Annotated in this window: 14 protein-coding genes; 6 read left to right on the top strand and 8 right to left on the bottom strand. The window is 72.6% G+C overall.

Translation table 11 applies throughout. The features are described 5' to 3' along the window. The first annotated feature begins 70 nt into the window (after positions 1-70). The 4 genes from ACF08W_RS07370 (at position 71) to ACF08W_RS07355 (ending at position 4,799) form a co-directional block, all read left to right on the top strand. Positions 71-1,948 carry a hypothetical protein gene (locus tag ACF08W_RS07370; RefSeq protein ID WP_392278726.1) on the top strand — a complete coding sequence of 626 codons (1,878 nt, stop codon included), beginning with the start codon at positions 71-73 and terminating at the stop codon, positions 1,946-1,948. A gap of 88 nt (positions 1,949-2,036) precedes the next feature. Further along, entirely contained in the window at positions 2,037-2,942 is a 906-nt protein-coding gene (locus ACF08W_RS07365) for a metal-dependent hydrolase (RefSeq protein ID WP_385205031.1), read from the top strand. Between the two features lie 2 nt (positions 2,943-2,944). Continuing rightward, on the top strand, positions 2,945-4,027 hold the full coding sequence (locus ACF08W_RS07360; protein ID WP_392278725.1) for a PDR/VanB family oxidoreductase: 1,083 nt from the start codon (positions 2,945-2,947) through the stop codon (positions 4,025-4,027). A gap of 49 nt (positions 4,028-4,076) precedes the next feature. Further along, positions 4,077-4,799 (top strand): TetR/AcrR family transcriptional regulator, encoded by a 723-nt coding sequence (locus ACF08W_RS07355; protein WP_392278724.1) that lies wholly within the window; start codon positions 4,077-4,079, stop codon positions 4,797-4,799. 15 nt (positions 4,800-4,814) lie between these two features. Here ACF08W_RS07355 and ACF08W_RS07350 read toward each other — a convergent pair whose 3' ends face one another. The 8 genes from ACF08W_RS07350 to ACF08W_RS07315 all read right to left on the bottom strand — a co-directional run bounded on the left by ACF08W_RS07350 (position 4,815) and on the right by ACF08W_RS07315 (position 20,697). Beyond that, positions 4,815-6,851, bottom strand: a complete 2,037-nt coding sequence (locus ACF08W_RS07350) for an ATP-binding protein (protein WP_385205022.1) — start codon at positions 6,849-6,851, stop codon at positions 4,815-4,817. A gap of 186 nt (positions 6,852-7,037) precedes the next feature. Beyond that, positions 7,038-12,362 (bottom strand): pullulanase-type alpha-1,6-glucosidase, encoded by a 5,325-nt coding sequence (gene pulA, locus ACF08W_RS07345; protein WP_392278723.1) that lies wholly within the window; start codon positions 12,360-12,362, stop codon positions 7,038-7,040. A gap of 139 nt (positions 12,363-12,501) precedes the next feature. Next, positions 12,502-14,211 carry a carbohydrate-binding module family 20 domain-containing protein gene (locus ACF08W_RS07340; RefSeq protein ID WP_385205016.1) on the bottom strand — a complete coding sequence of 570 codons (1,710 nt, stop codon included), beginning with the start codon at positions 14,209-14,211 and terminating at the stop codon, positions 12,502-12,504. 454 nt (positions 14,212-14,665) lie between these two features. Beyond that, positions 14,666-15,736, bottom strand: a complete 1,071-nt coding sequence (locus ACF08W_RS07335) for a LacI family DNA-binding transcriptional regulator (RefSeq protein ID WP_385205013.1) — start codon at positions 15,734-15,736, stop codon at positions 14,666-14,668. After that, on the bottom strand, positions 15,721-17,397 hold the full coding sequence (locus tag ACF08W_RS07330) for a glycoside hydrolase family 13 protein (RefSeq protein WP_352277646.1): 1,677 nt from the start codon (positions 17,395-17,397) through the stop codon (positions 15,721-15,723). Before ACF08W_RS07330 ends, ACF08W_RS07335 begins: the two co-directional genes overlap by 16 nt. Before the next feature lie 109 nt (positions 17,398-17,506). Continuing rightward, positions 17,507-18,391, bottom strand: a complete 885-nt coding sequence (locus ACF08W_RS07325; protein WP_352277647.1) for a carbohydrate ABC transporter permease — start codon at positions 18,389-18,391, stop codon at positions 17,507-17,509. After that, positions 18,388-19,404 carry a sugar ABC transporter permease gene (locus tag ACF08W_RS07320; RefSeq protein WP_352277648.1) on the bottom strand — a complete coding sequence of 339 codons (1,017 nt, stop codon included), beginning with the start codon at positions 19,402-19,404 and terminating at the stop codon, positions 18,388-18,390. Before ACF08W_RS07320 ends, ACF08W_RS07325 begins: the two co-directional genes overlap by 4 nt. Before the next feature lie 21 nt (positions 19,405-19,425). Further along, positions 19,426-20,697, bottom strand: coding sequence for an extracellular solute-binding protein (locus ACF08W_RS07315; protein ID WP_352277650.1), 1,272 nt, complete (start codon positions 20,695-20,697; stop codon positions 19,426-19,428). A 361-nt stretch (positions 20,698-21,058) separates the two neighbouring features. On the opposite strand from ACF08W_RS07315, the gene ACF08W_RS07310 reads away from it, so the two are divergent. Both ACF08W_RS07310 and ACF08W_RS07305 read left to right on the top strand, forming a co-directional pair. Then, positions 21,059-22,096, top strand: coding sequence for a LacI family DNA-binding transcriptional regulator (locus ACF08W_RS07310; protein ID WP_385205006.1), 1,038 nt, complete (start codon positions 21,059-21,061; stop codon positions 22,094-22,096). Positions 22,097-22,291: 195 nt separating this feature from the next. Then, positions 22,292-23,188, top strand: a complete 897-nt coding sequence (locus tag ACF08W_RS07305) for a phosphatase PAP2 family protein (RefSeq protein ID WP_392278722.1) — start codon at positions 22,292-22,294, stop codon at positions 23,186-23,188. Positions 23,189-23,200: the final 12 nt, after the last annotated feature.

The raw sequence follows: 23,200 nt of genomic DNA, 5'->3' as shown, positions 1-23,200 counted from the left end.
CGCGCCCGGCGGGCCGGGGCCGGGGCGCGCGCTGGGGTGACCATCGCACGATTCGCTCGTTCTGCTGAACGTGTCCCCGTTGCCCGAAGTACCCTCCCCGGCACCCGTCGAGCACTACGCGCGGCTGGTCCGGCTCGGCTACCTCGTGCTGCCGCCCGGCCCGGACGCCCACCGCCGGGTCCTGACGGCGCACGCGCTGGCCCAGCGCTGTCTGCTGCCGCGCCGCCGGGCGGCACCGGAGACCGGGCCGCTCCGGGCGGATCCGGCGCCCGATCCCTCGTACGCGCGGGCCCGGCTGCGGCTGCTGCGGGCGGCCCTGGAGGCGGGGCGGCCGCGCCGTACCGGGCGCGTCCGGCTGCCGTCGTTCCTCCCGCTGGTGTGGGGGCTGCGGCTGCTGCCGCACGCGGGCGGGGCGGACGGGCTCGCCCTGGAGAACGCCCTGGCCGCCCTCTCCGGGCCGGGCCGCGCCGCCCACGCCCTGCGCGGCCTGGAGGGGCTGGCCGACGCGGAGGTGCGGCGGGTGCTCGCGGCGGCCGGGGTCGCCGATCCGCACGCGGCGCTCGCCGAGGCGGAGGCGGTCCCGGCGCCGTACGCGCTCCTGCGCTCCCCGGAGTTCGACCCCTGCTCGCTCCGGGCCCGGCCGCCGGACCTGGAGCGCCGCCGCCGGTACGGGAAGGCGGCGCTGGCCGCCGGGGCGGCGGTGCTGGTGTGCGGGGCGCTGCTGGGTCCGGCCGGCCGGGTACCGGAGCGGGGCCGGGCGCCCGATCCCCGGGCGGCCGCCGCGGCCGAGGCCCTGGACCCGGGGCGGCTGGACCGGGTGGAGGGGGCGTCCTGGCGGCGCTCGCCGCGTACCGACTTCACCGCCTGGCCCACCCGGGGCGACCGGGTGCGGGACGCCCGGCTGCTGCGCCGGGCGCTCGCCGCCTGGTCCCGGCCGGGCGGGCCGGTGCGGGTCTCGGCGGCCCCGGGCACCCCGGCCGGTCCGCCGATGGGCGCGCCGCAACTGCTGTACGCGGGCGGGGTGGACCGGGCGGCGGTGGTGCTCTTCCACGACGGGCTGCGCGTGGTGCGGTACACCGAGCCCCGCGGGCCGGGCCGGGCGCGGGGCGCCGCGCTGGACTTCGCCCGGGTCGACGGTGCGGACCGGGCGTCGGCCTCCGCCCTGGTCCTGGCACGGTCCGGCGGCCGGGTCCGCTACCTCACCGCGCCCTGGGTGACCGCGGTGCGGGTGCGGGACCTGCTGGCGCCGGACACGGCCCCGCGCCCGCTGGGGCATCGGGCCGACGGGGTGACCGGTGCCCTCGCCGCCCCCGACGGCACGCACGGCTGCCGGTCCTGGCCGGCCGTCGAGCTGCGCGACGGGCCAGCCGCCCGGCTGCTGACGGACCTCGGGGAGCCGACCCCGGCCCTGCTCACCTCGGGCCCGCCGTACGCCCCGCGCGACGTCGCCGGGCGGGCGGAGCGGGACGGCTGGGCGCGGACCGCCTGCCTGTTGCCCTCGCTGCGCCGGCTCGGGGTGCGGACGGTGAACTCCTGGCGCTTCGCCGAGCAGCGGCTGCCCGAGGGCAATGGGACGGCGCGCTGGTTCTGCACCCGGGCGGAGACCTGGCGGGGTGCCGGGAGCCGGGTCCTCGCCCAGTTCCAGGCCCCGGCCGCGCCCGCCTCGGCGACGGGCGGTCCGCCCGGGGTGGTCGCGGCCCACGCCGAGTCCACCCCGGCCTGCGGGGCGCGTGATCCGCGGGTGCTGGCGGGGGTGTTGTGGCGGTCGCGGGACGGCGGCTGGTACGTGCTGGCCGCGGGCAGCGAGCAGTTCGCCTCGCTGGCGGCCTCGGGCGGGGTGGTGGGGCGGTCGGGCGGTCGGCTGCTCGCGGTCCCGGCCCGGGCGGGCGACCGAGCGCGGCTGAACGGGACGCTGGCGGACGGGAGTCGGGTCGGCGGGCTGCGGTGAGCGGGCGGTGCGGGGCGGGGCCGGGCGGGTGCCGGGAATTCGCCGCACGCCCCTGGTCCTGGGGCCTACCTCTCAGTACATTGACACCATGTCTAACACGCAGCCGGCGCCGGTCACGTCGGAGCGGATTCCGCTCAAGGCCCGTCAGGTCTCCTTCTCCTGGGAGAAGACGCCCCTGCACTGGGTGCCGGGCGATCCGTTCACCACGCACACCATCAATGTGCTCCATCTCCTGCTGCCCGCCGGGGAACGCTGGTTCATCCACGTGTACCGGCAGGTGCTGCCGTACATCCACGACGAACGGCTGCGCCAGGACGTCATCGGCTTCATCGGCCAGGAGGCCGTGCACTCCCAGGCGCACGACGACGTCCTGCCCCGGCTGAAGGAGCTGGGGCTCGACCCGACGCCGTACACCGCGCAGGTCGACTGGTTCTTCGAGAAGCTGCTCGGCGACCGGACGCTGCCGCCGGGGCGGGCGCGCACCTGGTGGCTGATGGAGCGGGTGGCGCTGATAGCGGCGATCGAGCACTACACCGCCTTCCTCGGCGACTGGGTGCTGAACGCCGAGGAGCTGGACCGGCGGGGCGCCGACCCGATGATGCTGGACCTGCTGCGCTGGCACGGCGCGGAGGAGGTCGAGCACCGCTCGGTCGCCTTCGAGGTGTTCATGCACGTCGACGGCGGCTACCGGCGGCGGGCCCGCACCTGGGCCACGGCGTTCAGCGCGCTGGTCTTCCTCTGGCAGCGCGGCATCCGCTTCTTCATGGAGAACGACCCGACCCTGCTGAACGGCAAGGGCTCGTTCAAGGAGTTCTACGTGAGTGGCAAACGCGGCACCCTGCCCGCCACCGGCGACCTGCTGCGCTCGGTCCCCCGCTATCTGAGCCGCGGCTACCACCCCTCGCAGGAGGGCAGCACCGCCCAGGCCGTCGACTACCTCGCCCACTCGCCCGCGGCCACCGCCGCCGAGGCCCGTACGACGGGAACCCGCTGACCATGTCACCGTCCCGGCCCCGCCTGCGCACCGTCGTCCTGGTCGCGGGCGCCGCCCTGCTGGCCCGGCGCGCCCTGCGCCGCCGCATCCAGCACTCCCCGCTCTGGCCGCTGCCCGCCCTGGAGGAGCCGGTCTCGGGCCATGCCGAGCGGCGTACCACGACCACCTGGCGGGTGCTGGTCACCGAGCGGACCACCCCGGCCGAGGGGGTCGTCCAGCTCCGCCTCAAGGGCACGGGGCTGCCCGCCTGGCAGCCCGGCGCCCATCTCGATCTGCTGCTGCCCTCCGGTCTGGTCCGGCAGTACTCGCTCTGCGGCGATCCGGCCGAGCCCGACACGTACACCATCGCGACCCGGCTGGTGGAGGACGGCCGGGGCGGCTCCCGCGAGGTGCACGAGCGGCTCCGGGAGGGCGAGGAGGTGGAGGTCCGCGAGCCGCGCAACCGCTTCCCGCTGACCGGGGCGCCCGCCCATCTGTTCGTCGTGGGCGGCATCGGGATCACCCCGGTGCTGCCGATGCTGCGGGCGCTGGTCGCCGCCGGCGCCGACTGGCGGCTGCTGTACGGGGGCCGGTCCCGTGCCTCGATGCCGTTCCTGGACGAGATCGAGCGGCTGGACGCGGGTGGCGGCCGGGTGACGGTGGTCCCCGAGGACGAGGCGGGCCGCCCGGACACCGCCGCGGCCCTGGCGGACACGGCACCGGGGACGGCCGTGTACTGCTGCGGTCCGGAGCCCCTGATGGACGCGGTCGCCGCCGCCCTGCCGGACGGACGCACCCTGCACCTGGAGCGGTTCGCGGCCGCGGCCGGCCCGTCGGCGGACGCGACGGCCTTCGAGGTGGAGCTGCGCCGCTCGGGCCGTACGGTCCAGGTCCCGGCGGACCGTTCGGTGCTGGCCGCGGTGCGCGAGGAGGTGCCGTACGTCCCGTACTCCTGCGAGCAGGGCTTCTGCGGCACCTGCCGGCAGCGGGTGGTGGAGGGCGAGGTCGACCACCGCGACGAGCTCCTGACGGATTCCGAGCGCGCGGAGGCGATGCTGATCTGCGTGTCGCGCTGCCGGGGGCCGCGGCTGGTGCTGGATCTGTGAGCGGTCCCGACGCCGCTGACCTGGTCTCCCACTCGGTACGCTGTGCTCCATGACGACCGGGGTGCGCCGCAGAATGGGCGTCGAGGAGCGCAGACAGCAATTGATCGGCGTCGCGCTGGAGTTGTTCAGTCACCGCGCCCCGGACGAGGTGTCGATCGATGAGATCGCGGCGGCCGCGGGGATCTCCCGGCCGCTGGTCTACCACTACTTCCCCGGGAAGCAGAGCCTGTACGAGGCCGCGCTGCGACGGGCCGCCGACGAGTTGGCGGCCCGGTTCGTGGAGCCCCGGGAGGGTCCGCTCGGGGCGCGGCTGCTGCGGGTGATGGAGCGGTTCTTCGACTTCGTCGACGAGCACGGCCCCGGTTTCTCGGCGCTGATGCGCGGCGGTCCGGCGGCGGGGTCCTCGGCGGCGAACGCCATGATCGACGGGGTGCGGCAGGCGGCCTGTACGCAGATCCTGGACCACCTGGGCGTCACGCACCCGCCGGCCCGGCTGGAGCTGGTGGTGCGCTCCTGGGTGTCGCTGGCCGAGTCGACGGCGCTGATCTGGCTGGACGGGCGGAAGATCCCCCGCGCCGAGCTGGAGCGCCAACTGGTGCACGACTTCGCGGCGCTGGCCGCGGTGAGCGCCGCGTACGACCCGGAGACGGCCGGGGTCGTCCTGCGGGTGCTCGGGCAGGAGCCCCCGGACGGGCCGTTCGGGGAGCTGCTGGAGCGACTGTCCGTGCTGGCGCCCGCCGCGCCGGCGGTGGTGGCGCAGCGGGTGCCGTAGGGCCGGGAGCCGTCGCTAAAGGAGCAGTTCGCCCTGGAGGGCGGCGGCCAGGCCCACCTCCGCGTTGTCCCGTCGCCCCCGCTCGAAGGCCCGCTGGTACGCGGCGTCGCCGACGGCGGCGCGGGCCTGGCGCTCGCACGCCTCGCGGAGCGGGCCCAGCTCCGGCGTGCCGCGCTGCGGCTGGCCGACCATGCGCCAGTACACCTGGCCGGTGCCGTAGACCCGGGCGGCGCGGGCCCCGGCGCCCTGGGCGGCGATGGCCGCGGCCAGGACGTCCAGGCCCAGCGCGATGCCGAAGCGGTCGCGCATGCGGTGCTTGCCGGCCAGCATGGCGCGGGCGTGGGCGGCGGACTCCTCGGCGTCGCCGCGCATCAGGGCGATCAGGGCGAGTTGGTAGTCGACGTAGCTGCGGGTCCAGCACTCGTCCAGGGCCTCGCAGGCGGCCCGGAGCACCGCCGCCGCCTCGGCCGCCTCGTCGAGCCGGCCGAGGCCGGTCAGCGCGAAGACGGTGATGAGGCGGCACCGCAGCCGGTAGGCGCGCTCCAGCGGGGTGTCGGTCCCGGCCGTGTGCAGCACCCGGGCGACCTCGCGCAGACCGGCCTCGGGGCGGCCGGTCATCAGGTCGGTGAAGCCGCGGAGGTAGGCGGCGGCGAGGATGCCCTCGGCGGTGCCGTCCCGCTCGGCCTCCCTGGTGCACTGGCGGCCCAGTCGGCGGGCGGCCGCGTAGTCGCCCTGGAGCATCAGGGTCATGCCGAGGACCCAGAGGACACGGGTGCGGTGCGGGCCCACGATGGGTCCGGCGTCCAGGGCGCGCCGGGCGTAGTCGCGGGTCTGCGGGAGGTGGCCGCAGCAGCACCAGAAGAAGCCGATCCGCCCGGCCATCTCCTGGGCGGCCGCGGTGTCGTGGGCCAGCAGGTGGTCGAGGGCGGCGCAGAGGTCGGCGTGGGCCTCGGCGATCCGGTGGTACCAGCTGATCTGGTCGTCGCCGGTCCAGCCGGCGTGGGCGTCGCGGGCCAGGCCGAGGAAGCAGGCGGCGTGCCGGTCGGCGGCGGCGCGTTCCTCGCGGAGTTCGGCGAGCCACATCCGGCCGTACTCGCGGATGGTGTCGAGCATCCGGTGGCGGGCGCCGTCCCGTTGGACGACGGACTTGGCGACCAGGCCGTCCAGGGCCCGGGTCACACCGTCCGGGGTGAGCGGTCCCCCGGCGCAGACCTTGCGGGCGGTGGCCTCGTCGAAGGGGCCGCGCAGGACGGTGAGCCGGGCCCAGAGCAGCCGTTCGAGCGGGGCGCACAGTTCGTGGCTCCAGCCGATGGCGGTGCGCAGGGCGCGGTGGCGCGGCGGCCAGAGCGAGTCGTCGGCCGGTACGTCGAAGCGGGACCTGATCCGGGCGGCGACCTGTTCGACGGTCTCCCGGCCCAGCGCCCCGGCGGCCAGTTCGATGGCGAGCGGCATGCCTTCGAGGCGGCGGCAGATCTCGGTGGCGGCCTCCGCGTCGCCCGGCTCGTCCAGCGAGAGCCGGGGGGCGGAGGCGGTGGCCCGGTCCCGGAAGAGGGCCAGCGCGTCGGCCGTGCCCTCCACGGGGAGCGGGCCGACCTCCACGGTCTGCTCGCCCTTGATGCCGAGGGGTTCCCTGCTGGTGGTGAGCACGGTGAGGCCGGGCGAGGTGGTGAGGATCTCGCCGAGCAGATGGGCGCAGGCGGGGCGCAGGTGCTCGCAGGAGTCGAGGACGAGCAGCAGTTCCTTGTCGACGAGCCATTCGCACAGGGCGTCGATGGGCATGCGCAGCGTGTGGTCGGAGAGCCCGACCGCGTCGGAGACGGTGGCGATGAGCAGTCCGTCGTCGTGGAGCGGTGACAGGTCGGCCCACCAGGCGCCGTCGCGGTGGGACGCCGCCGCCTGCCGAGCGGCGCGGACGGCGAGCCGGGTCTTGCCGACGCCGCCGGGGCCGGTGAGCGTGGTCAGCCGGTGCGTGGCGAGGGTGTGTTCCAGCCTGGCGAGCTCCACTTTCCGTCCGACAAAGCTGCTGTTCTCCTCGGGGATGTTGCTCGCCATGGTCACCGTCGCCGAAACAGGTGGACCGGCCGGCCCCGTCCCCTGCCCCGGTGCGGCTCGGGCGTGTGGGGGACGCCCGACGCTGCGGGGAGGGGCCGGGACCGGCCGGGGGTGGGAGGACGTGCGCCGGGGTGCGGTACTGCGGCATTCCCGACGACTGCTCCCCCAAGGTAGCGCCGTCCTGGCCTACTTCAGGGAGAACACCGCCGCCGTACGACCCGGAACGGTGAAACTTCCCGAACTCTGCTCATATCGTGACTTCTTGACGGTACTATCCGCGCCTTTCGCCTGGACCGGGTGGAGTGCGTACGCGTGGCCCGCCAGGGCGGGGACCGTCTGGGTCGTGGTGCCGGGGGCCGCGTTGAGGACGACGACCAGCTTTCCGAGCCGCATGGTGATCACGCCGGGGGTCTCGTCCTTGCCGGAGAGCGGGAAGGAGAGGGCCGAGCGCACCTGCCCGGCGGTGGCGAGGGAGAAGTCCTTCTCCGTGGCGCGGATGGTGAGCAGGTCCCGGTAGGCGGCGGACGCCCCGTCGATTTGGGCGCAGCCGGGCCGGAGCGCGGGGTCGGCCAGCAGCGGCTTGGCGTAGGACCACTTGTCGGCGTTGTCGGCGGCCGGGGGCAGTCCCCGGCCGAAGCCGTTGCCGTCGCGGCAGTCCCAGTGCAGGGCGTTGAACCAGTCGCCGCTGTCGTAGGAGTTGCGGTCCAGGGACTTGGAGCGCAGCAGGTCGGTGCCGGCCTGGGAGAGCGCGGGGCCCTGCGAGAGGGCGGCGGTGGCCATCGCCAGGACCTGCGTGCGGGCCCGGTCGGCGGCCGGGGTGCCCGCGGGGAGCTTGAAGGCGAGCGTGTCGTAGAGCGACTCGTTGTCGTGGGCGTCCACGTAGGCGAGGGCGTCGCCGGGGGCCTTCGCGTATCCGGCGGGGGCGCCGTTGTAGTCGACCTCGGAGCCCTTGACGGTGCGGCCGGAGGTGTCGGTGAAGGTGTAGTCGGCGAGGTTGCCGGTGAGGCCGACCTTGATCAGGTCCTGGTAGTGCAGCAGCCGGGCCTTCTGCTCGGCCGCGGTGCCGTTGGCGGGCGAGGTGTTGGGGTCGGTGTAGAGGCCGCTGGCGAAGCCCTGGACGCGCGGGTCCTCGTCGAAGGGGCTGCCGCCGCGCACGGCGTCGCGGGCCCGGTCGGAGAAGGTCGCGATGCCGGTGCCGGCCATGTTCTTCTGGGTGGCCTGGACGAAGCGGGCGTCGTCGGCGATCTCGCCGAAGTTCCAGCCCTCCCCGTAGAGGATGATCTTCTTCCCGTCGACGCCGTCCTTCGCCACGGTGAGCGCGTCGAGCGCCTTGCGGACGGCGAGGATGTTGGCCTTGGGGTGGTGACCCATCAGGTCGAAGCGGAAGCCGTCGACCTTGTACTCCTTGGCCCAGGTGACGACCGAGTCCACGACGAGCTTGCCCATCATGGTGTGTTCGGGGGCGGTGTTGGCGCAGCAGGTGGAGGTGGCGACGGTGCCGTCCTCCAGGAGCCGCTGGTAGTAGCCGGGCACGATCCGGTCGAGTACGGACTTGTCGTCCTGGCCGGCGGCGACGGTGTGGTTGTAGACGACGTCCATGACGGTGCGCAGCCCGGTGCCGTTGAGGCCCTGGACCATCCGCCGGAACTCGACGGTGCGCCGGGTGCCGTCCGGGTCGGAGGCGTAGGAGCCCTCGGGGACGGTGTAGTGGAGCGGGTCGTAGCCCCAGTTGAAGCCGTCCTTCGCGGCGGCCTTCGCCACGCAGGCCTGCTGCTCCTCGGAGTCGGGGGCGTGGACGGAGAGGTCGCAGGCGGGCCGCTGCTGTGCGGACTTCTTCTCGGGGATCGTCCCGATGTCGAAGGCGGGCAGCAGGTGGACGTAGTCCGTTCCGGCGTCGGCGAGCTTCTTGAGGTGCTTCATCCCGTCGGAGCGGGTGTCGGTGAAGGCGAGGTACTCGCCGGGGTGCTTCGAGGTGCGGTCCGCGATCGAGAAGTCACGGATGTGCAGTTCCTGGATCTGCGCGTCGCGCAGCGGGGTGGCGGCGGGCTTCCTCAGTCCGGACCAGCCCGCGGGGGCGAGCTGCGGGTCGTCGAGGTCGACGACGAGGCTGCGGGCGGAGTCGGTGGTCAGCGCGGTGGAGTAGGGGTCGGTGACCTTGTTGGTGACGAACTTCCGGACGGTGGGCGCCCAGACATCGACGACGTAGCGGTAGGGCTTTCCGGTCCAGCCCCTGGTGCCGGTGGCGGACCAGACGCCGGTGCGGTCGTCGCGGTCCATCGGGACGCGGCGGCCGTCGAGTTCGAGGGCGACGGTGCGGGCGGTGGGGGCCCAGACGGAGAGGGTGGGGCGGCCCTTGGCGTCGAAGACCGGGCCGAGTGCGGCGCCGGCAGCGTTCTTCCCGTACAGGTCGTCGAGGGCGCCGGCGCTCTGTACCCCGGTGGCGGCGAGCAGGGCGCCGTTGGCGGCGCGCTGGGTGGCGATGAGCTGGCCGCGCAGTGCCTCGCGGACCCGGCCCCGGTCGCGGGGGTCGACGGTGAACGCCGGATGGTCCTTGAGGTGCGGGTACTTCGCCTTCTGCGCGTCGGTGAGCGCGGCGGGGGTGAGCCGGAGCCACTGCCCCTCCTCGCTCAGCGCCCCGTCGACGACGGTGAGGGCGCCGTCCTTGGCGTAGACGAGCTGCTGGCTGGTGGCGCCGGTGGGCGTGACCTTCCAGACGACGGTGGAGGCGTCGATCCACTGCGCCTCGGCCTTGGAGAGGTCGGGGGCGGGGACGCCGCCGGTCTGGGGCAGCAGGTAGCCGGGGGTGGCGCCGAGCAGCCAGACCTCGTGGCCGTAGGTGGCGAGGTCGAGGGACTGGTCGCTGGGGAGGTCCTTCTCGTCGCCCTTGTGCAGGATGTAGGAGAGCGAGGTGGCGCCCTCGGCCAGCGGCGCCTCGAAGGTGACGCCGGAGGCGTCCCGCTTCACCGGCTGGAGCGGCTTGGCCCAGTCGGTGGGGTTCTTGGCGCCGGTCCAGGTGTGCAGGCCCCAGCCGTCGTAGTCGCCGTCGGGCCGGTAGTAGTGGAGCACGGCCTTGGTGGTGTCCTGCGGCGGACGGGCGCCGTCGGGGGCCTCGTCGGCCTGGCCGTCCTTGCCCTGTTCGATCCAGACCTCGCCGGTGCGCGCGAGGTCGACGGTGCGCTGCGGCCCGTCGGCGGTGCCGTTCCTCTCGACGGTGTACGGGAGGTCGGCCGCGCCCTCGTCGAGCTTGATCCAGGCGAAGGCGCCGTAGGCGTCGCGGCCGGTGAAGGCGGCGGTGGTGTCCCCGGAGCGGAGCTTCCAGCCGTCGTAGTCGCCGTCGGCGCGCTGGTAGTGGACGACGGCGTAGTCGCGTTCGACGGCCACCGGCTTCGGTTCGGCGGGGGCCGCTCCGGCGGTGGTGGCGGCGAGGGCGCTCGCGGTGCGGCCGGCGCGGTCGACGACGACGGCCTTGTAGCGCAGCGGCGTACCGGCCTTCACGGTGGCGTCGAGGTGCTGGGTGACCTTGTACGGGGCGTGGTCGGCGGAGCCGAGGGTGGTCCACCTGCCGTTGCCGGTCTGGGCGGCGAAGACGACGCGGTCGAGACCGCCGCCGTCCACGTCGGCGGAGATCTCGACGGTGCCGGTGGCTCCGGCGGCCGGGGCCTTCAGGGTGACCGAGGGCCTGGTGGCGGGGGTGTCCAGGGCCCGGTCGGCGCGGAGCACGACGCTGGAGAGGGCGGGGACGGTGACGGTGAGCTTCCTGTCGGCGCCGCTGCGGAGGGTGCCGGAGCCGCCGTACAGGGTGCGGAAGTCCGTGTCCGCCGTGCCGGTGGGCAGTTCGACGGTGCGCGGGGCGGTGCCGTTGTTGGCGGCGACCAGGTACTCGTACGGCTTGGCGGGGTCGGTGCGGGAGAAGGCGTACATGGAGCCCTCGGCGTACCGCTCGGTCTGGACCCCGTCGCGCAGGGCCGGGTGGTTCCGGGTGAGCGTGGAGAGCGCGGCGATGTTCCGGTACAGCGGGTGGCCGGTGTCGTACGCGTCGGAGGCGTGGGTGCGGTCGGTGCCGAGCTGGTCGTCGTCGAGGTAGTCGGCGGTCCTCGAGGCGAACATGGTCTGCCGGGCGTCCTTGTCGCCGCCCGCGCCGGTGAAGCCCTGTTCGTCGCCGTAGTAGACGACGGGGTTGCCGCGCCCGAGGAACATCAGCTCGTTGGCGAGCTTCGCGCGGGCGACGAGTTCGGCGTCGTCGGCCTTCGGGTTGTCCTGCTTCAGGAACGTCCCGATGCGGCCCATGTCGTGGTTGCCGAGGAAGGTGACCTGCTCGTAGGCGTTGGCCTTGTCGGTGGTGTAGCGGTAGTCGTCGGCGAAGACGGCGGCGAGCTTCCCCGCCGGGGCGCCCTGGGAGGCGTACTGGCGGGCGGCCTCCTGGAACGGGAAGTCGAGGGTGGCGTCGAGCCGGCCCCGGGTGACGTAGGGGGAGGTGACGGCGGGGTCGGAGGAGTAGACCTCGCCGAACATGAAGAAGTCCTCGCGGCCGCGCTTGGCCGCGTAGGTGTCGAGGGCGGTGGCCCACTGGGTCCAGAAGTCCAGGTCGACGTGTTTGACGGTGTCGATCCGGAAGCCGTCGATGTCGAAGTCGCGGACCCACTTCTCGTAGATCTTCTCCATGCCGGAGACGACCTCGGGGCGTTCGGTCCACAGGTCGTCGAGGCCGGAGAAGTCGCCGTAGGTGGTGGACTCGCCGGCGTAGGTGGAGTCGCCCCGGTTGTGGTACATCGTGGGGTCGTTGAGCCAGGCGGGGACCTTGCTCCCGGCGTTCTCGGCGTTGGCCGGTGTGTACGGGAAGGAGCCGGCGTCCACCTTCGCCATGCCCTTGGCGTCGTCGAAGGGGCGGCCGTCCCGGTCCAGGTAGGGGTAGGCGCCCTTGGGGCGGTAGCCGTAGGCCTTCTCGGCGTAGTCGACGGTGTCGGCGGTGTGGTTGGTGATGACGTCGAAGAAGACCTTCATGCCCTTGGCGTGGGCCTTGTCGATCAGCTGCGTCAGGTCGGCGTTGGTGCCGAAGTGCGGGTCGACCCGGGTGAAGTCGGTGATCCAGTAGCCGTGGTAGCCGGCCGAGGCGTCCTTGCCGGTGCCCTGGACGGGGCGGTTCTTGAAGATCGGTGCGAGCCAGATGGCGGTGGTGCCGAGGCCCTTGATGTAGTCGAGGCGCCGGGTGAGGCCCTTGAGGTCGCCGCCCTGGTAGAAGCCCTTGTCCGTGGGGTCGTAGCCGGTCTCCAGGCGGGAGCCGGTCAGCCCGCCCCGGTCGTTGGCCGGGTCGCCGTTGGCGAACCGGTCCGGCATGACGAAGTAGAACTGCTCCCGCGTCAGGTCGTGGCGGGCGGGCTCCTTGGCGAGCTTCGCGTCCGAGGGCGGGGCCGGCGGTCTCGGCGCGGCGGAGGCGGACGCCGCCGGGACGACGGGGAGGAGCGCCGCGCAGAGTGCGGCGACGGCTCCTCTCCGGAGGGCGGAACGGGACACGGGGCGGTTCTCCTTGCGTGCGTGTACGGGGATCTCGGGGGGCGGGTTCGGTTGTGGGACCGCCCCGCCCCGGCGCGTTTCGCGGAGGGGGCGGGGCGGTGCGGTGCGGTGCGGTGGGCGCGTACCGGGGTACGGGCGGTCAGCCGCGCCAGACGTCGCCGGTCAGCGTGACCCTGCCGGTGGCGGGGACGGTCGCGGTGCGGTTCGCGCCGCTCTCCCAGGTGACGTTGCCGTTCGCGTCCTTGCGGAGGTACTTGTACGCGAACGTGGTGCCCGCGGGCAGGGCCACGTCGAGCTTCCAGACCGGGTACGCCGCCGGGTCGAGCTTGAGGGCGGCGCCGGTGTTCCAGTTGCCGAGGGCGCCCTGGTCGCCGGTGACGTAGATGTTCTGGCCGAGCTGGGTGGTGGCGTTCACCCCGAAGGAGGCGCCGGAGCTGCCGGTGCCGGGTTCGGTGGTGCCCCCGCCGGAGCAGGTGCGGGCGTTCACCTGGAGGGCCAGGGCGGTGTTGGCGCCCAGGGTCGCGGTGAACCGGCCGGAGCCGTCGACCGTGACGCCCTTGCCGGACTGGATGTCGCAGTAGTCGCCGGCGGGCAGCGAGCTCTGGAACGTACGGGTCAGCGCGGAGCCCTCGTGGTTGATGGCGACGTAGGCCTTGGTCCCGCGGCCGAAGGCGATCTGGTTGGCGCCGTTGTCCCACCAGTCGGTGACGGCCTGGCCGCGCGCGGTGTTGCGGAAGCCGACCATGGAGGAGATCTCGCGCCAGGCGTGCTGGCACTTCCAGCCGTCGCTGTAACAGGCGTTCACCGTGCCGCCGTTGGGCGGGCCGGCGTCCTTGTCCGACCACTCGTAGCCGGAGTGGACGTCGGGCGATCCGTACGGCCAGGCCAGCATGAAGACACTGGCCAGGGTGTAGTTCGCGCCGTCCTTGTAGTTCAGGGTGTCGCCGCCGCGCTCGGTGTCGTGGTTGTCGACGAAGACGGCGGCCTTCGAGGAGGGCAGGAAGCCCCAGCCCTCCCCGTAGTTCTTCAGGTACGCGAGTTTCTCGCCGGTGAGGACCTGCTTGAGGCCGCGGGCGTAGCGGAACTCCTGGACGTCGCCGGTGCCGGTGTACTCGTCGGGCTGGACGGCCTCGCCGGCGCCGTGGATCGCCTCCTGCTTCCAGTAGGCGTCGGGCCTGGTCAGCCGGGACTTGATGTTGGCCAGGTCGGCGGCGGGCATGTGCTTGGCCGCGTCGATGCGGAAGCCGTCGACGCCCAGGGAGAGCAGGTCGTTCAGATAGGCGGCGATCCGGCCGCGTACGTACTCCTCACCGGTGTCCAGGTCGGCGAGGCCGACGAGTTCGCAGTTCTGGACGTTGGCGCGGTCCTGGTAGTTGGAGATCTGCGCGGTGCAGTCGTCCATGTCGGCTTTGGAGTACACGCCGGGGTAGTCGTACTTGGTGTAGGAGGAGCCGCCGGTTCCGGTGCCCGATCCGGCCGACATGTGGTTGATGACGGAGTCGGCGACGACCTTGACGCCCGCCGCGTGGCAGGTGTTGACCATCGCAGCGAAGGAGGAGCGGTCGCCGAGGCGTCCGGCGATCTTGTAGCTGACGGGCTGGTAGGAGGTCCACCACTGGCCGCCCTGGATGTGCTCCTGGGGCGGTGAGACCTGTACGTAGCCGTAGCCGGCCGGGCCGAGGGAGTCCGTGCACGCCTTGGCCACGGAGTCGAATTTCCACTCGAAGAGGACGGCGGTGACGTCCTTCTCCCCGGGGGTGGCGGCCTGGGCGGTGGTGGCGGCGGGGGCCACCAGGACGGCGGCTCCGGCCGCCAGGGCGAGCACCGCGGACAGCGGTCTGCGTGCCATGTTTCCTCCTGCTGTGGGGGGAAATGCGGGTGACGGTGCAGCCTCGCGCGGCAACGCGCCCTGCCTCCAAGGCTCCTGAAGGTTCTTGCAGCAAGAATGCAAACCCTGCCGCGCCGATGACCGTACGAGCCCGTCAGGTTCCGGTCAACCCTTTGGACACATCCCGCTAACTTCCACGAAATACAGCAGTTTTCTCCTTGCAAGGACTTACGCAAGACATTGCAGCACTGTTACATTCCCTGTGACTCCGGTCCGGTCGGCCGGGGGGTTCCGGCGAGCCCGGACCCCCACGCGCCCGGCCGGCCGGGCCGGTCACGCACAAGAGAGGCACCCGGAGCCGTTCATCTCCCCGCTGCGGCCCGTCAGGGCCGGGGCTCCCGGTGCCTCTCCTGTCGCGTCGGGGCTCAGAGCCTGCCGGGCGCCTCCGGCCGGCCTAAGGTCACCCGACAGGCTCTCAGTCGCCCCGGGCCGCCGCCGTGGATCCCCGTACCACCAGCTCCGGCTGGAACACGTACTCCGTGCGCTGCACGGGGCTGCCGGCGATCTCCTCCAGCAGGGCGCCGACCGCGGCCGCCGCCATCGCCTGCACCGGCTGGCGCACCGTCGTCAGCGGCGGGTCGGTGAACGCGATCAGCTGCGAGTCGTCGAAGCCCACCACCGACACGTCGCGCGGCACCCCGAGCCCCCGCTCCCGGGCCGCGCGCACCACGCCCAGCGCCATCAGGTCGCTGCCGCAGACGATGCCCGTACAGCCCCGGTCGAGCAGCGCGCCCGCCGCCACCTGGCCGCCCTCGACGCTGAACAGCGTGGAGCAGACCAGCAGTTCGGCCTCGGCGCGGTCCAGGCCCAGCAGGCTCACCGAGGCGTCGAGGAACCCCTCGCGCTTGCGGCGGGAGGGGACGTAGCGCTGCGGCCCGATCGCCAGCCCGACCCGGCTGTGCCCGAGGTCGGCGAGGTGCCCGACCGCCATCCGGACGGCCGCGGCGTCGTCGGGCGAGACGAACGGGGCGCTGATCCGGTCGTTGTAGCCGTTGATCAGGACGAACGGCACGCCGCGGTCGGTGAGCGCGGCGTACCGGGCCGGGTCGGCCGACAGGTCGGCGTGCAGCCCGGAGAGGAAGACGATCCCGTCGACGCCGCGCTCCACGAGCTGTTCGACCAGCTCGTCCTCGGTGGCGCCGCCGGGAAGCTGGGTGCAGAGCACCGGGGTGTAGCCGTGTCCGGCGAGCATCTGCTCCACGGCCTGCGCGAACGCCGGGAAGATCGGGTTGGTGAGCTCGGGGGTCACCAGCCCGATCAGCCCGGCGCTGCGCCTGCGCAGCCGGACGGGGCGTTCGTAGCCGAGGATGTCGAGCGCCGCCAGCACCCGCTGGCGGGTGGGGTCCGCGACGCCCGGCTTCCCGTTGAGCACCCGGCTGACGGTCGCCTCGCTGACCGCCGCCTGGCCGGCGATGTCCGAGAGTCTCGGCGCACCGCCGGCCGGGGGGCCGCTCCGGGGCGGGGGGACGGTCACACCGTCCACCACACCGTGGTGTCCGCGGGCAGCTCGATCGCGTCGCCGTCGACGGCGACCGGGGCACTGGACAGCAGGACGTTGCCGGGCGCCGCCAGGCGGACCGGGGCGCCGGTGGTGTTGACGGTGCAGACGAAGCCGGGGCGCGCGAAGACCAGCAGCCCCTCGGGGGCGTCCTGCCACTGGACCGCGTCCCCGGCGCCGAGGCCGGGGTGGGCCCGGCGGGCGGCGATGGCGGCCCGGTAGAGCTCCAGGGTGGAGCCGGCCACGCCGGTCTGCGCCTCGACGCTCAGCCCGCCCCAGCTGTCGGGCTGGGGCAGCCAGCTGCCGCCGTCGCCGAAGCCGTACGAGCTGCCCTCGCGGGTCCACGGGATCGGCACCCGGCAGCCGTCGCGGAAGCCGTCCTGGCCCTCGGCGCGGAAGAACGACGGGTCCTGGCGGACCTCGTCGGGCAGGTCGGTGACGTCGGGCAGGCCCAGCTCCTCGCCCTGGTAGACGTAGGCGGAGCCGGGCAGGGCCAGCATCAGCAGGGTGGCGGCGCGGGCGCGGCGCAGCCCGAGTCCGCGGTCGCCGGGGGTGCGGATCTGGGTGCCGAGGCCGGGCGGGTTGGCGAAGCGGGTGGCGTGCCGGGTCACGTCGTGGTTGGAGAGCACCCAGGTGGTGGGGGCGCCGACCGGGCGCATCGCGTCGAGCGAGGCGTCGATGACGGTGCGCAGCTCGGCGGCGTCCCAGGCGGTCCCGAGGTACTGGAAGTTGAACGCCTGGTGCATCTCGTCGGGGCGCACGTAGTTGGCGGTGCGCTCGACGGTGGGCGTCCACGCCTCGGCGACGAGGATCCTGGCGCCGGGGTACTCGTCGAGGATGGTGCGCCAGGAGCGGTAGATCGCGTGGACCCCGTCCTGGTCGAAGAACGGCATGACGTCGTTGCCGAGCAGCTTGAGCTGGTCGTGGCTGCCGAGGTCGGGCAGTCCGGCGGCCTTGACCAGGCCGTGGGCGACGTCGACCCGGAAGCCGTCGACGCCCATGTCGAGCCAGAACCGCAGGATGGAGCGGAACTCGTCGGCGACGGCCGGGTGTTCCCAGTTGAAGTCGGGCTGCTCGGGGGCGAAGAGGTGGAGGTACCAGTCGCCGGGGGTGCCGTCCGGGTCGGTGGTCCGGGTCCAGGCGGGGCCGCCGAAGACGGACTCCCAGTCGTTGGGCGGGAGTTCGCCGTTCTCGCCCTTGCCGGGGCGGAAGTGGTAGCGGTCGCGCAGCGCGGAGCCGGGGCCCTCGGCCAGGGCGCGGCGGAACCACGCGTGGCGGTCCGAGGAGTGGTTGGGCACCAGGTCCACGATGATCCGCAGGCCCAGGTCGTGGGCGTCGCGGATCAGCGCGTCGGCGTCCGGCAGGGTGCCGAACATCGGGTCGATGGCCCGGTAGTCGGCGACGTCGTAGCCCGCGTCGGCCTGCGGGGAGGCGTAGAACGGGCTGAGCCAGACCGCGTCCACACCGAGGTCCCTGAGGTACGGGAGTCTGCCGCGGACACCGGTGAGGTCGCCCATGCCGTCGCCGTTGCCGTCGGCGAAGCTCCGCGGATAGACCTGGTAGATCACCGCGTCCTGCCACCAGCCGGTCTGGTGGGCCGGAGCGGCGCCGGACGTGCCGGTGACGGGGGCAGCGAGGTGCTGGGTCATGTCGTCCCTGAGGTGTCGGGGTGGGTGGCGGCGCCGGGACCGGGGTCGGACACCGGCGGCCGCCGTGACTTGGTGCGTGCGGGTCGTGCGAGGGCCCTGCCGGCTCGGTTCAGCCCTTGACGGCTCCGGCGGACATGCCGGTGACCAGGTGGCGCTGGGCGAAGAGGAAGACCAGGGCCGCGGGTATCGCGATCAGCACGGACGCCGCGGTCATCGGGCCCCACTGGGCCCCGTACTGGTTGACGAACTTCTGCAGTCCGCCGGCGAGCGTCAGGTTCTCGTCGCCGACCATGAAGGCCGAGGCGTACGCCACCTCGCCCCAGGCGGTGATGAAGGAGTAGAAGGCGGTGACGGCGAGTCCCGGCTTGGCGAGCGGCAGGATGAGCCGCCAGAAGGTGCCGAACGGGGTGAGGCCGTCGACCTGGCCGGACTCGTCGATCTCGCGCGGGATGGTGTCGAAGAAGCCCTTCATCATCCAGGCGCAGAACGGCACCGAGATGGTGAGGTAGGTGATGACGAGCCCGGCCGGCTGGTTGATCAGGCCGATGCTCGACATGATGTTGTAGATCGGCACGATGAGGACGGCGACCGGGAACATCTGGGTGATGAGCAGGGTCCACATCAGCCCGCGCTTGCCGGGGAAGCGGAAGCGGCTGACCGCGTAGCCGGTGGTCGCGGAGACGAAGACGCCGAGGACGGTGGTGAGACCCGCGATGACCACGGAGTTGCCGAACCAGGTCAGGAACTCGGTGTCCCGGATCAGGTTCGTGTAGTTCTCGAACGTCGTCTCTTTGAAGAAGTCGGTGGTCGTGGCGTACTTCGCCGGCTTCAGCGAGGTCAGCAGGACCCAGAGCACGGGGAAGACCGCGATGACGGACGCGGCGATCAGCGTGAGGTGCAGGGCCACGGAGGCGACCGGCGAGCGCTCCCCGCGCCGCCGGGGCCGGCGGGCGGGGCGCCGTGCGGTGGTGGTGGTCGGTGCGGCGGTGGTCACCAGTTGTCTCCCTGCGTGCGGAGCACTCGCCGGTAGACCACGGCGAAGAGCATCAGGAGGACGAGGATCAGCACGCCCCAGGTGGAGGACTGCGCGAAGTCGCGCGGGCTGATCTCGAAGGAGAATTTGTACGCCTGGGTCACCAGGATCTGGGTGGACTCCCCCGGTCCCCCGCGGGTCAGCAGGAAGATCACCGGGAACATGTTGAACGTCCAGATGGTGGAGAGCAGGGTCACCGTGGCGGAGACCGGGCGCAGTCCGGGCAGGGTGACGTGGCGGAAGCGCTGCCACGCGGTCGCGCCGTCCATCTCGGCGGCCTCGTACTGCTCGGCGGGTATGGACTGCAGTCCGCCCAGCAGCGCCACCATGATGAAGGGGACGCCGAGCCAGACGTTGACGGCGATGACGGAGAACTTGGCCCAGGTGGGGTCGTTCAGCCACGGGATGCCGTCGATGCCGACGCCGCCGAGGATCTTGTTGAGCAGGCCGCGCTCCTCGTTGTAGAGGAAGCGCCAGGCGAAGACGGAGACGAAGCCGGGGATGGCCCAGGGCAGGATCAGGGCCATCCGGTAGGCGGAGCGGCCGGCGATCCTGCGGTTGAGGATGTTGGCGAGCGCCATGCCCAGGCAGAAGGTGATGCCCACGCAGGAGACCGTCCACACCAGCGTCCAGCCGAGCGTGCCGAGGAACTGACCTCCGGTCAGGGCGTCGCGGTAGTTGTCCAGACCCACGAACTTGTACGTGGCGGGCATCTCGTTGACGCCGATGGACCGGGCGACGTTGCGCTCGTTGGCGTCGGTCAGCGACAGCCAGATACCGCGGACCAGGGGGTAGCCGATGATCACGCCGATCACGACGACGACCGGGGCCACCATGGTCCAGGCGTACCAGTGGACCGAAAGGGCCCGCCGGAGCCTGCTCGGCGGCGGGGGGTTACCAGTACCGCGGCTCCGGCCGCGGGCGACGTCGTCGCCCGCGGCCTTCGCCACCGACTGGCTGGTGTGGACAGCCATCAGCCGGCCTGCCTTCCTGGGTTACTTCCAGTCCTTGAGGAGCTTGCGGTAGGAGTCACCGGTCGCCTTGGCGGCCTTCTCCGGCGTGGTCTGGCCGGTGAGGACCTTGGTGTACTCGGTGTTCAGCGGGGCGAAGAGGCTGCCGGTCTCCGGGATCCAGGGACGCTCGACGGCGGTCTCGACGACCGGCTTGAAGAACTGGACGATCTCGCTGTCCACGGCCTGCTGCTTGGCGTACGCGGCGTTGCGGGTCGGCAGCAGGTTCAGCTCGCCGGCGACCTGCGCCTGGGACTCGACGGAGGTCATGTACTCGACGAAGGCGTAGGAGGCGTCGAGGTTCTTGGAACCGGCGTAGACGGCGAGGTTGTGACCGCCCTGCGGGGCGCCCTGGGCGGCGGAACCGGCCGGGACCGGGGCGATGCCCAGGTTCTCCTTGTCGGTGAACTGCTTGCCGGTCAGGGTGTCGGCCACGGCCCAGGGGCCGTTGACCATCATGGCGACGTCGCCGTTCTTGAACGACTGCATCATGTTCTCCCAGCCGTCCGTGGCGTCGGTCTTGGCCGCCCCGGAGTCGACGAGGTCCTTCACGACGCCGAACGCCTTGACTCCCGCCGCGTTGTCGACGGTGATCTTCTTGGCACCCGCGTCGACCAGGTCGCCGCCCTCGCCGTACAGGAAGGAGAGGAAGTAGTACGAGTCGTCGCCGCGCAGGTAGAGGCCGGTCTTGCCGGTCTTGTCCTTGATCTTCTTGGCGACGGTCTTGAGGTCGTTGACGGTCGCGGGCGGCTCGACGCCGGCGTCCTTGAACATCTTCTTGTTGTAGAAGATCCCCATGGAGTCGATGACCTGCGGCACCGCGTACGTCTTGCCGTTGTACTTGGTGGAGGCGGCGGCCTGCTTCATGAAGTCGTCCGCGTTCTTCAGCGCGGGGGTGCCGTCGAGCGGGGCGAGGTAGCCGAGGTCGGCGAACTCGGGCGTCCAGGCGACCTCGGAGCGGATGACGTCCGGGGCGCCGGAGCCGGCCTGCGCGGCGTTCTTGAACTTGTTCTGCGCCTCGCCGAAGGGGACGTTGACGTACTTGACCTTGACCTTCGGGTGCTGCTTGGTGAAGCCCTCGGCGATCTTCTTGAAGACCTTGTCCTCGCTGCCCACGCTCGACGTGTCCCACCACGTCACGGTGCCGGAGAGCTCGCCCGAGCCGTTGCTCGTGCCCCCCTCGTCGTCGCTGCCGCAGGCGGTCGCCGCGAACGCCAGGGCCGCGACCAGGGCGGTGGCCGTTATGCCACGTCGCATCTGAACTCCTTCAACTGCCGAACCGCTCCGTCGCGGCGCCGGGTCGACGAGAACGTAACAAGGATGAAAGAACGCCGAAAGAGTTTGCGGAAGATTTCTGCAAGCTCCGACGATCGTTACATTCGCGTGTCCTCACGGTTGCCGTCAAGCCTCTTGACGGAAGAGGTCACACCCTGGCAACGGCAGGCCACGCCCCGGAGTCACGCGGCACGACCCTCGGCCCGACGGCCCTGGAACCGCCCCGCAAGACCTTGCAAGACATTGCCGGATCCCTCACCCGAACCGCCGTACGAACCCGGCCCGGCGCCCCGCTCCGGCCCCTGGTGGGCAATCCGACACCCGCCCGGTACAGTCCACTTCCATGACCGCAAGGCTTGCCGATATCGCAGCTCAGGCGGGGGTCAGCGAAGCGACGGTCAGCCGCGTACTGAACGGCAAGCCCGGTGTAGCAGCGGCCACCCGCGAATCCGTTCTCGCCGCCCTCGACGTCCTCGGCTACGAGCGCCCCGTGCGACTGCGCCGGCGCAGCGCCGGTCTGGTGGGCCTGATCACGCCGGAGCTGGAGAACCCGATCTTCCCCGCCCTGGCCCAGGTGATCGGCCAGGCGCTGACCCGGCAGGGCTACACCCCGGTGCTGGCGACCCAGACCCCCGGCGGCTCCACCGAGGACGAGTTGACCGAGATGCTGGTCGACCGCGGCGTGGCGGGCATCATCTTCGTCTCCGGGCTGCACGCCGACACCTCGGCGGACATGCGGCGCTACGAACAACTGCGGGCGAAGGGCGTTCCCTTCGTCCTGGTCAACGGCTTCGCCCCGGAGGTCCGGGCGCCGTTCATCTCGCCGGACGACCGGGCGGCGATGCGGCTCGCGGTGACGCACCTGGTGTCGCTGGGGCACCAGCGGATCGGGCTGGCGGTCGGCCCGAAGCGGTTCGTGCCGGTGCTCCGCAAGATCGAGGGCTTCCGCGCCACCCTGCAGGAGCAGTTGGGCCTCGGGCCGGACGCGGCGGAGGAGCTGATCCAGCATTCGCTGTTCACCCTGGAGGGTGGCCAGGCCGCGGCCTCGGCGCTGATGGAGCGGGGCTGCACGGCGGTGGTGTGCGCGAGCGACATGATGGCGCTCGGCGCGATCCGGGCGGCCCGCCGGGCCGGGCTGGAGGTGCCGCGCGACCTGTCGGTGGTCGGCTACGACGACTCGCCGCTCATAGCGTTCACCGACCCGCCGCTGACCACGATCCGCCAGCCGGTCACGGCGATGGGCCAGGCCGCCGTACGCACCCTGCTGGAGGAGGTCGGCGGCACCCCGGCCCCGCACAGCGAGTTCGTCTTCATGCCCGAGCTGGTCGTCCGCGGCTCGACGGCCGCGGGCCCGGGACCCGCCCCGGCCACCGCCGTCTGACGGCCCTCGCGGGGGCCGGCGGCACCGGCACCCGACCCGCCCAGCATCCCACGCGCGCCCCCGTTCCGCAGTTCGCGGACGGGGGCCTTCTCCTGTGCGCCCCGACTCTCCCCCGCGTCCCCTGACCCGCCGGAGGATCGTCGGGCGGAAAGGCGTTTTCTGGCAGACTCTATGCCTATGGGTGAATTGAGCGTGATGCCACAGGAAGGCCGGTCGGAGGGGCGTTCCCCGCGCCCCTTCCGCTCCCTCCGCCCCTCCCACCGGCTCCGTGCCCCCCGTCGGCCGCGCGTCTGGTTCGAAATCCTGCTCGTCGCGGCCAGTTACTGGCTGTACTCGCTGGTCCGCAACGCCGTTCCGGAGCAGCGGGCCGAGGCCCTGCGCAACGCCGACCGGATCTGGTCGGCCGAGCGGCATCTGGGCATCGCCGTCGAACAGTCCGTCAACCACGCGGTGAACTCCGTGACATGGCTGATCGTCTCGATGAACTACTACTACGCGACGCTGCACTTCGTCGTCACGGTCTGTGTGCTGGTGTGGCTGTTCCACCGCCACCCCGGCCGTTACGCGGCGGCCCGGCTGACCCTGTTCGCGGCGACGGGCGCGGCGCTGCTCGGTTACTACCTGTATCCGCTCGCACCGCCCCGGTTGATGGCCGGCGGCCACTTCGTCGACACCGTGCTGGTCCACCACACCTGGGGTTCGATGGCCTCGGGCAACTTCAAGAACATGTCGAACCAGTACGCGGCGATGCCCTCGATGCACATCGGCTGGTCGCTCTGGTGCGGGCTGACGGTGTTCGCGCTGGTCTCCGCACCCTGGGCGCGGATCCTGGCCCTGCTGTACCCGGCCCTCACCCTGGCCGTCATCGTGTCGACCGCCAACCACTTCTGGCTGGACGCGCTGGGCGGCATGGCCTGCCTGGCCTTCGGCTACGCGGTGTCGTACGCCTGGTACGGATCGCTGCCGCACCACCTCGCGAAGCGGGTACCGGCGCCGGGCGGCCGGGCCCGGCTGGCCGGTGTCTCCTCGGCGGCGCCCGCCCGGACGCGGCACCCGGCCCCGGAACCGGCGGGCCCGCCGCAGGGCCGGTAGCGGCGGGGTCGC

This window comes from Streptomyces sp. NPDC015144 (assembly GCF_043079735.1).
In the GTDB taxonomy this organism is placed as follows: domain Bacteria; phylum Actinomycetota; class Actinomycetes; order Streptomycetales; family Streptomycetaceae; genus Streptomyces.
The sequence above is the reverse complement of the archived record's forward strand: the minus strand, read 5'-3'. Positions and strand labels throughout refer to the sequence as shown.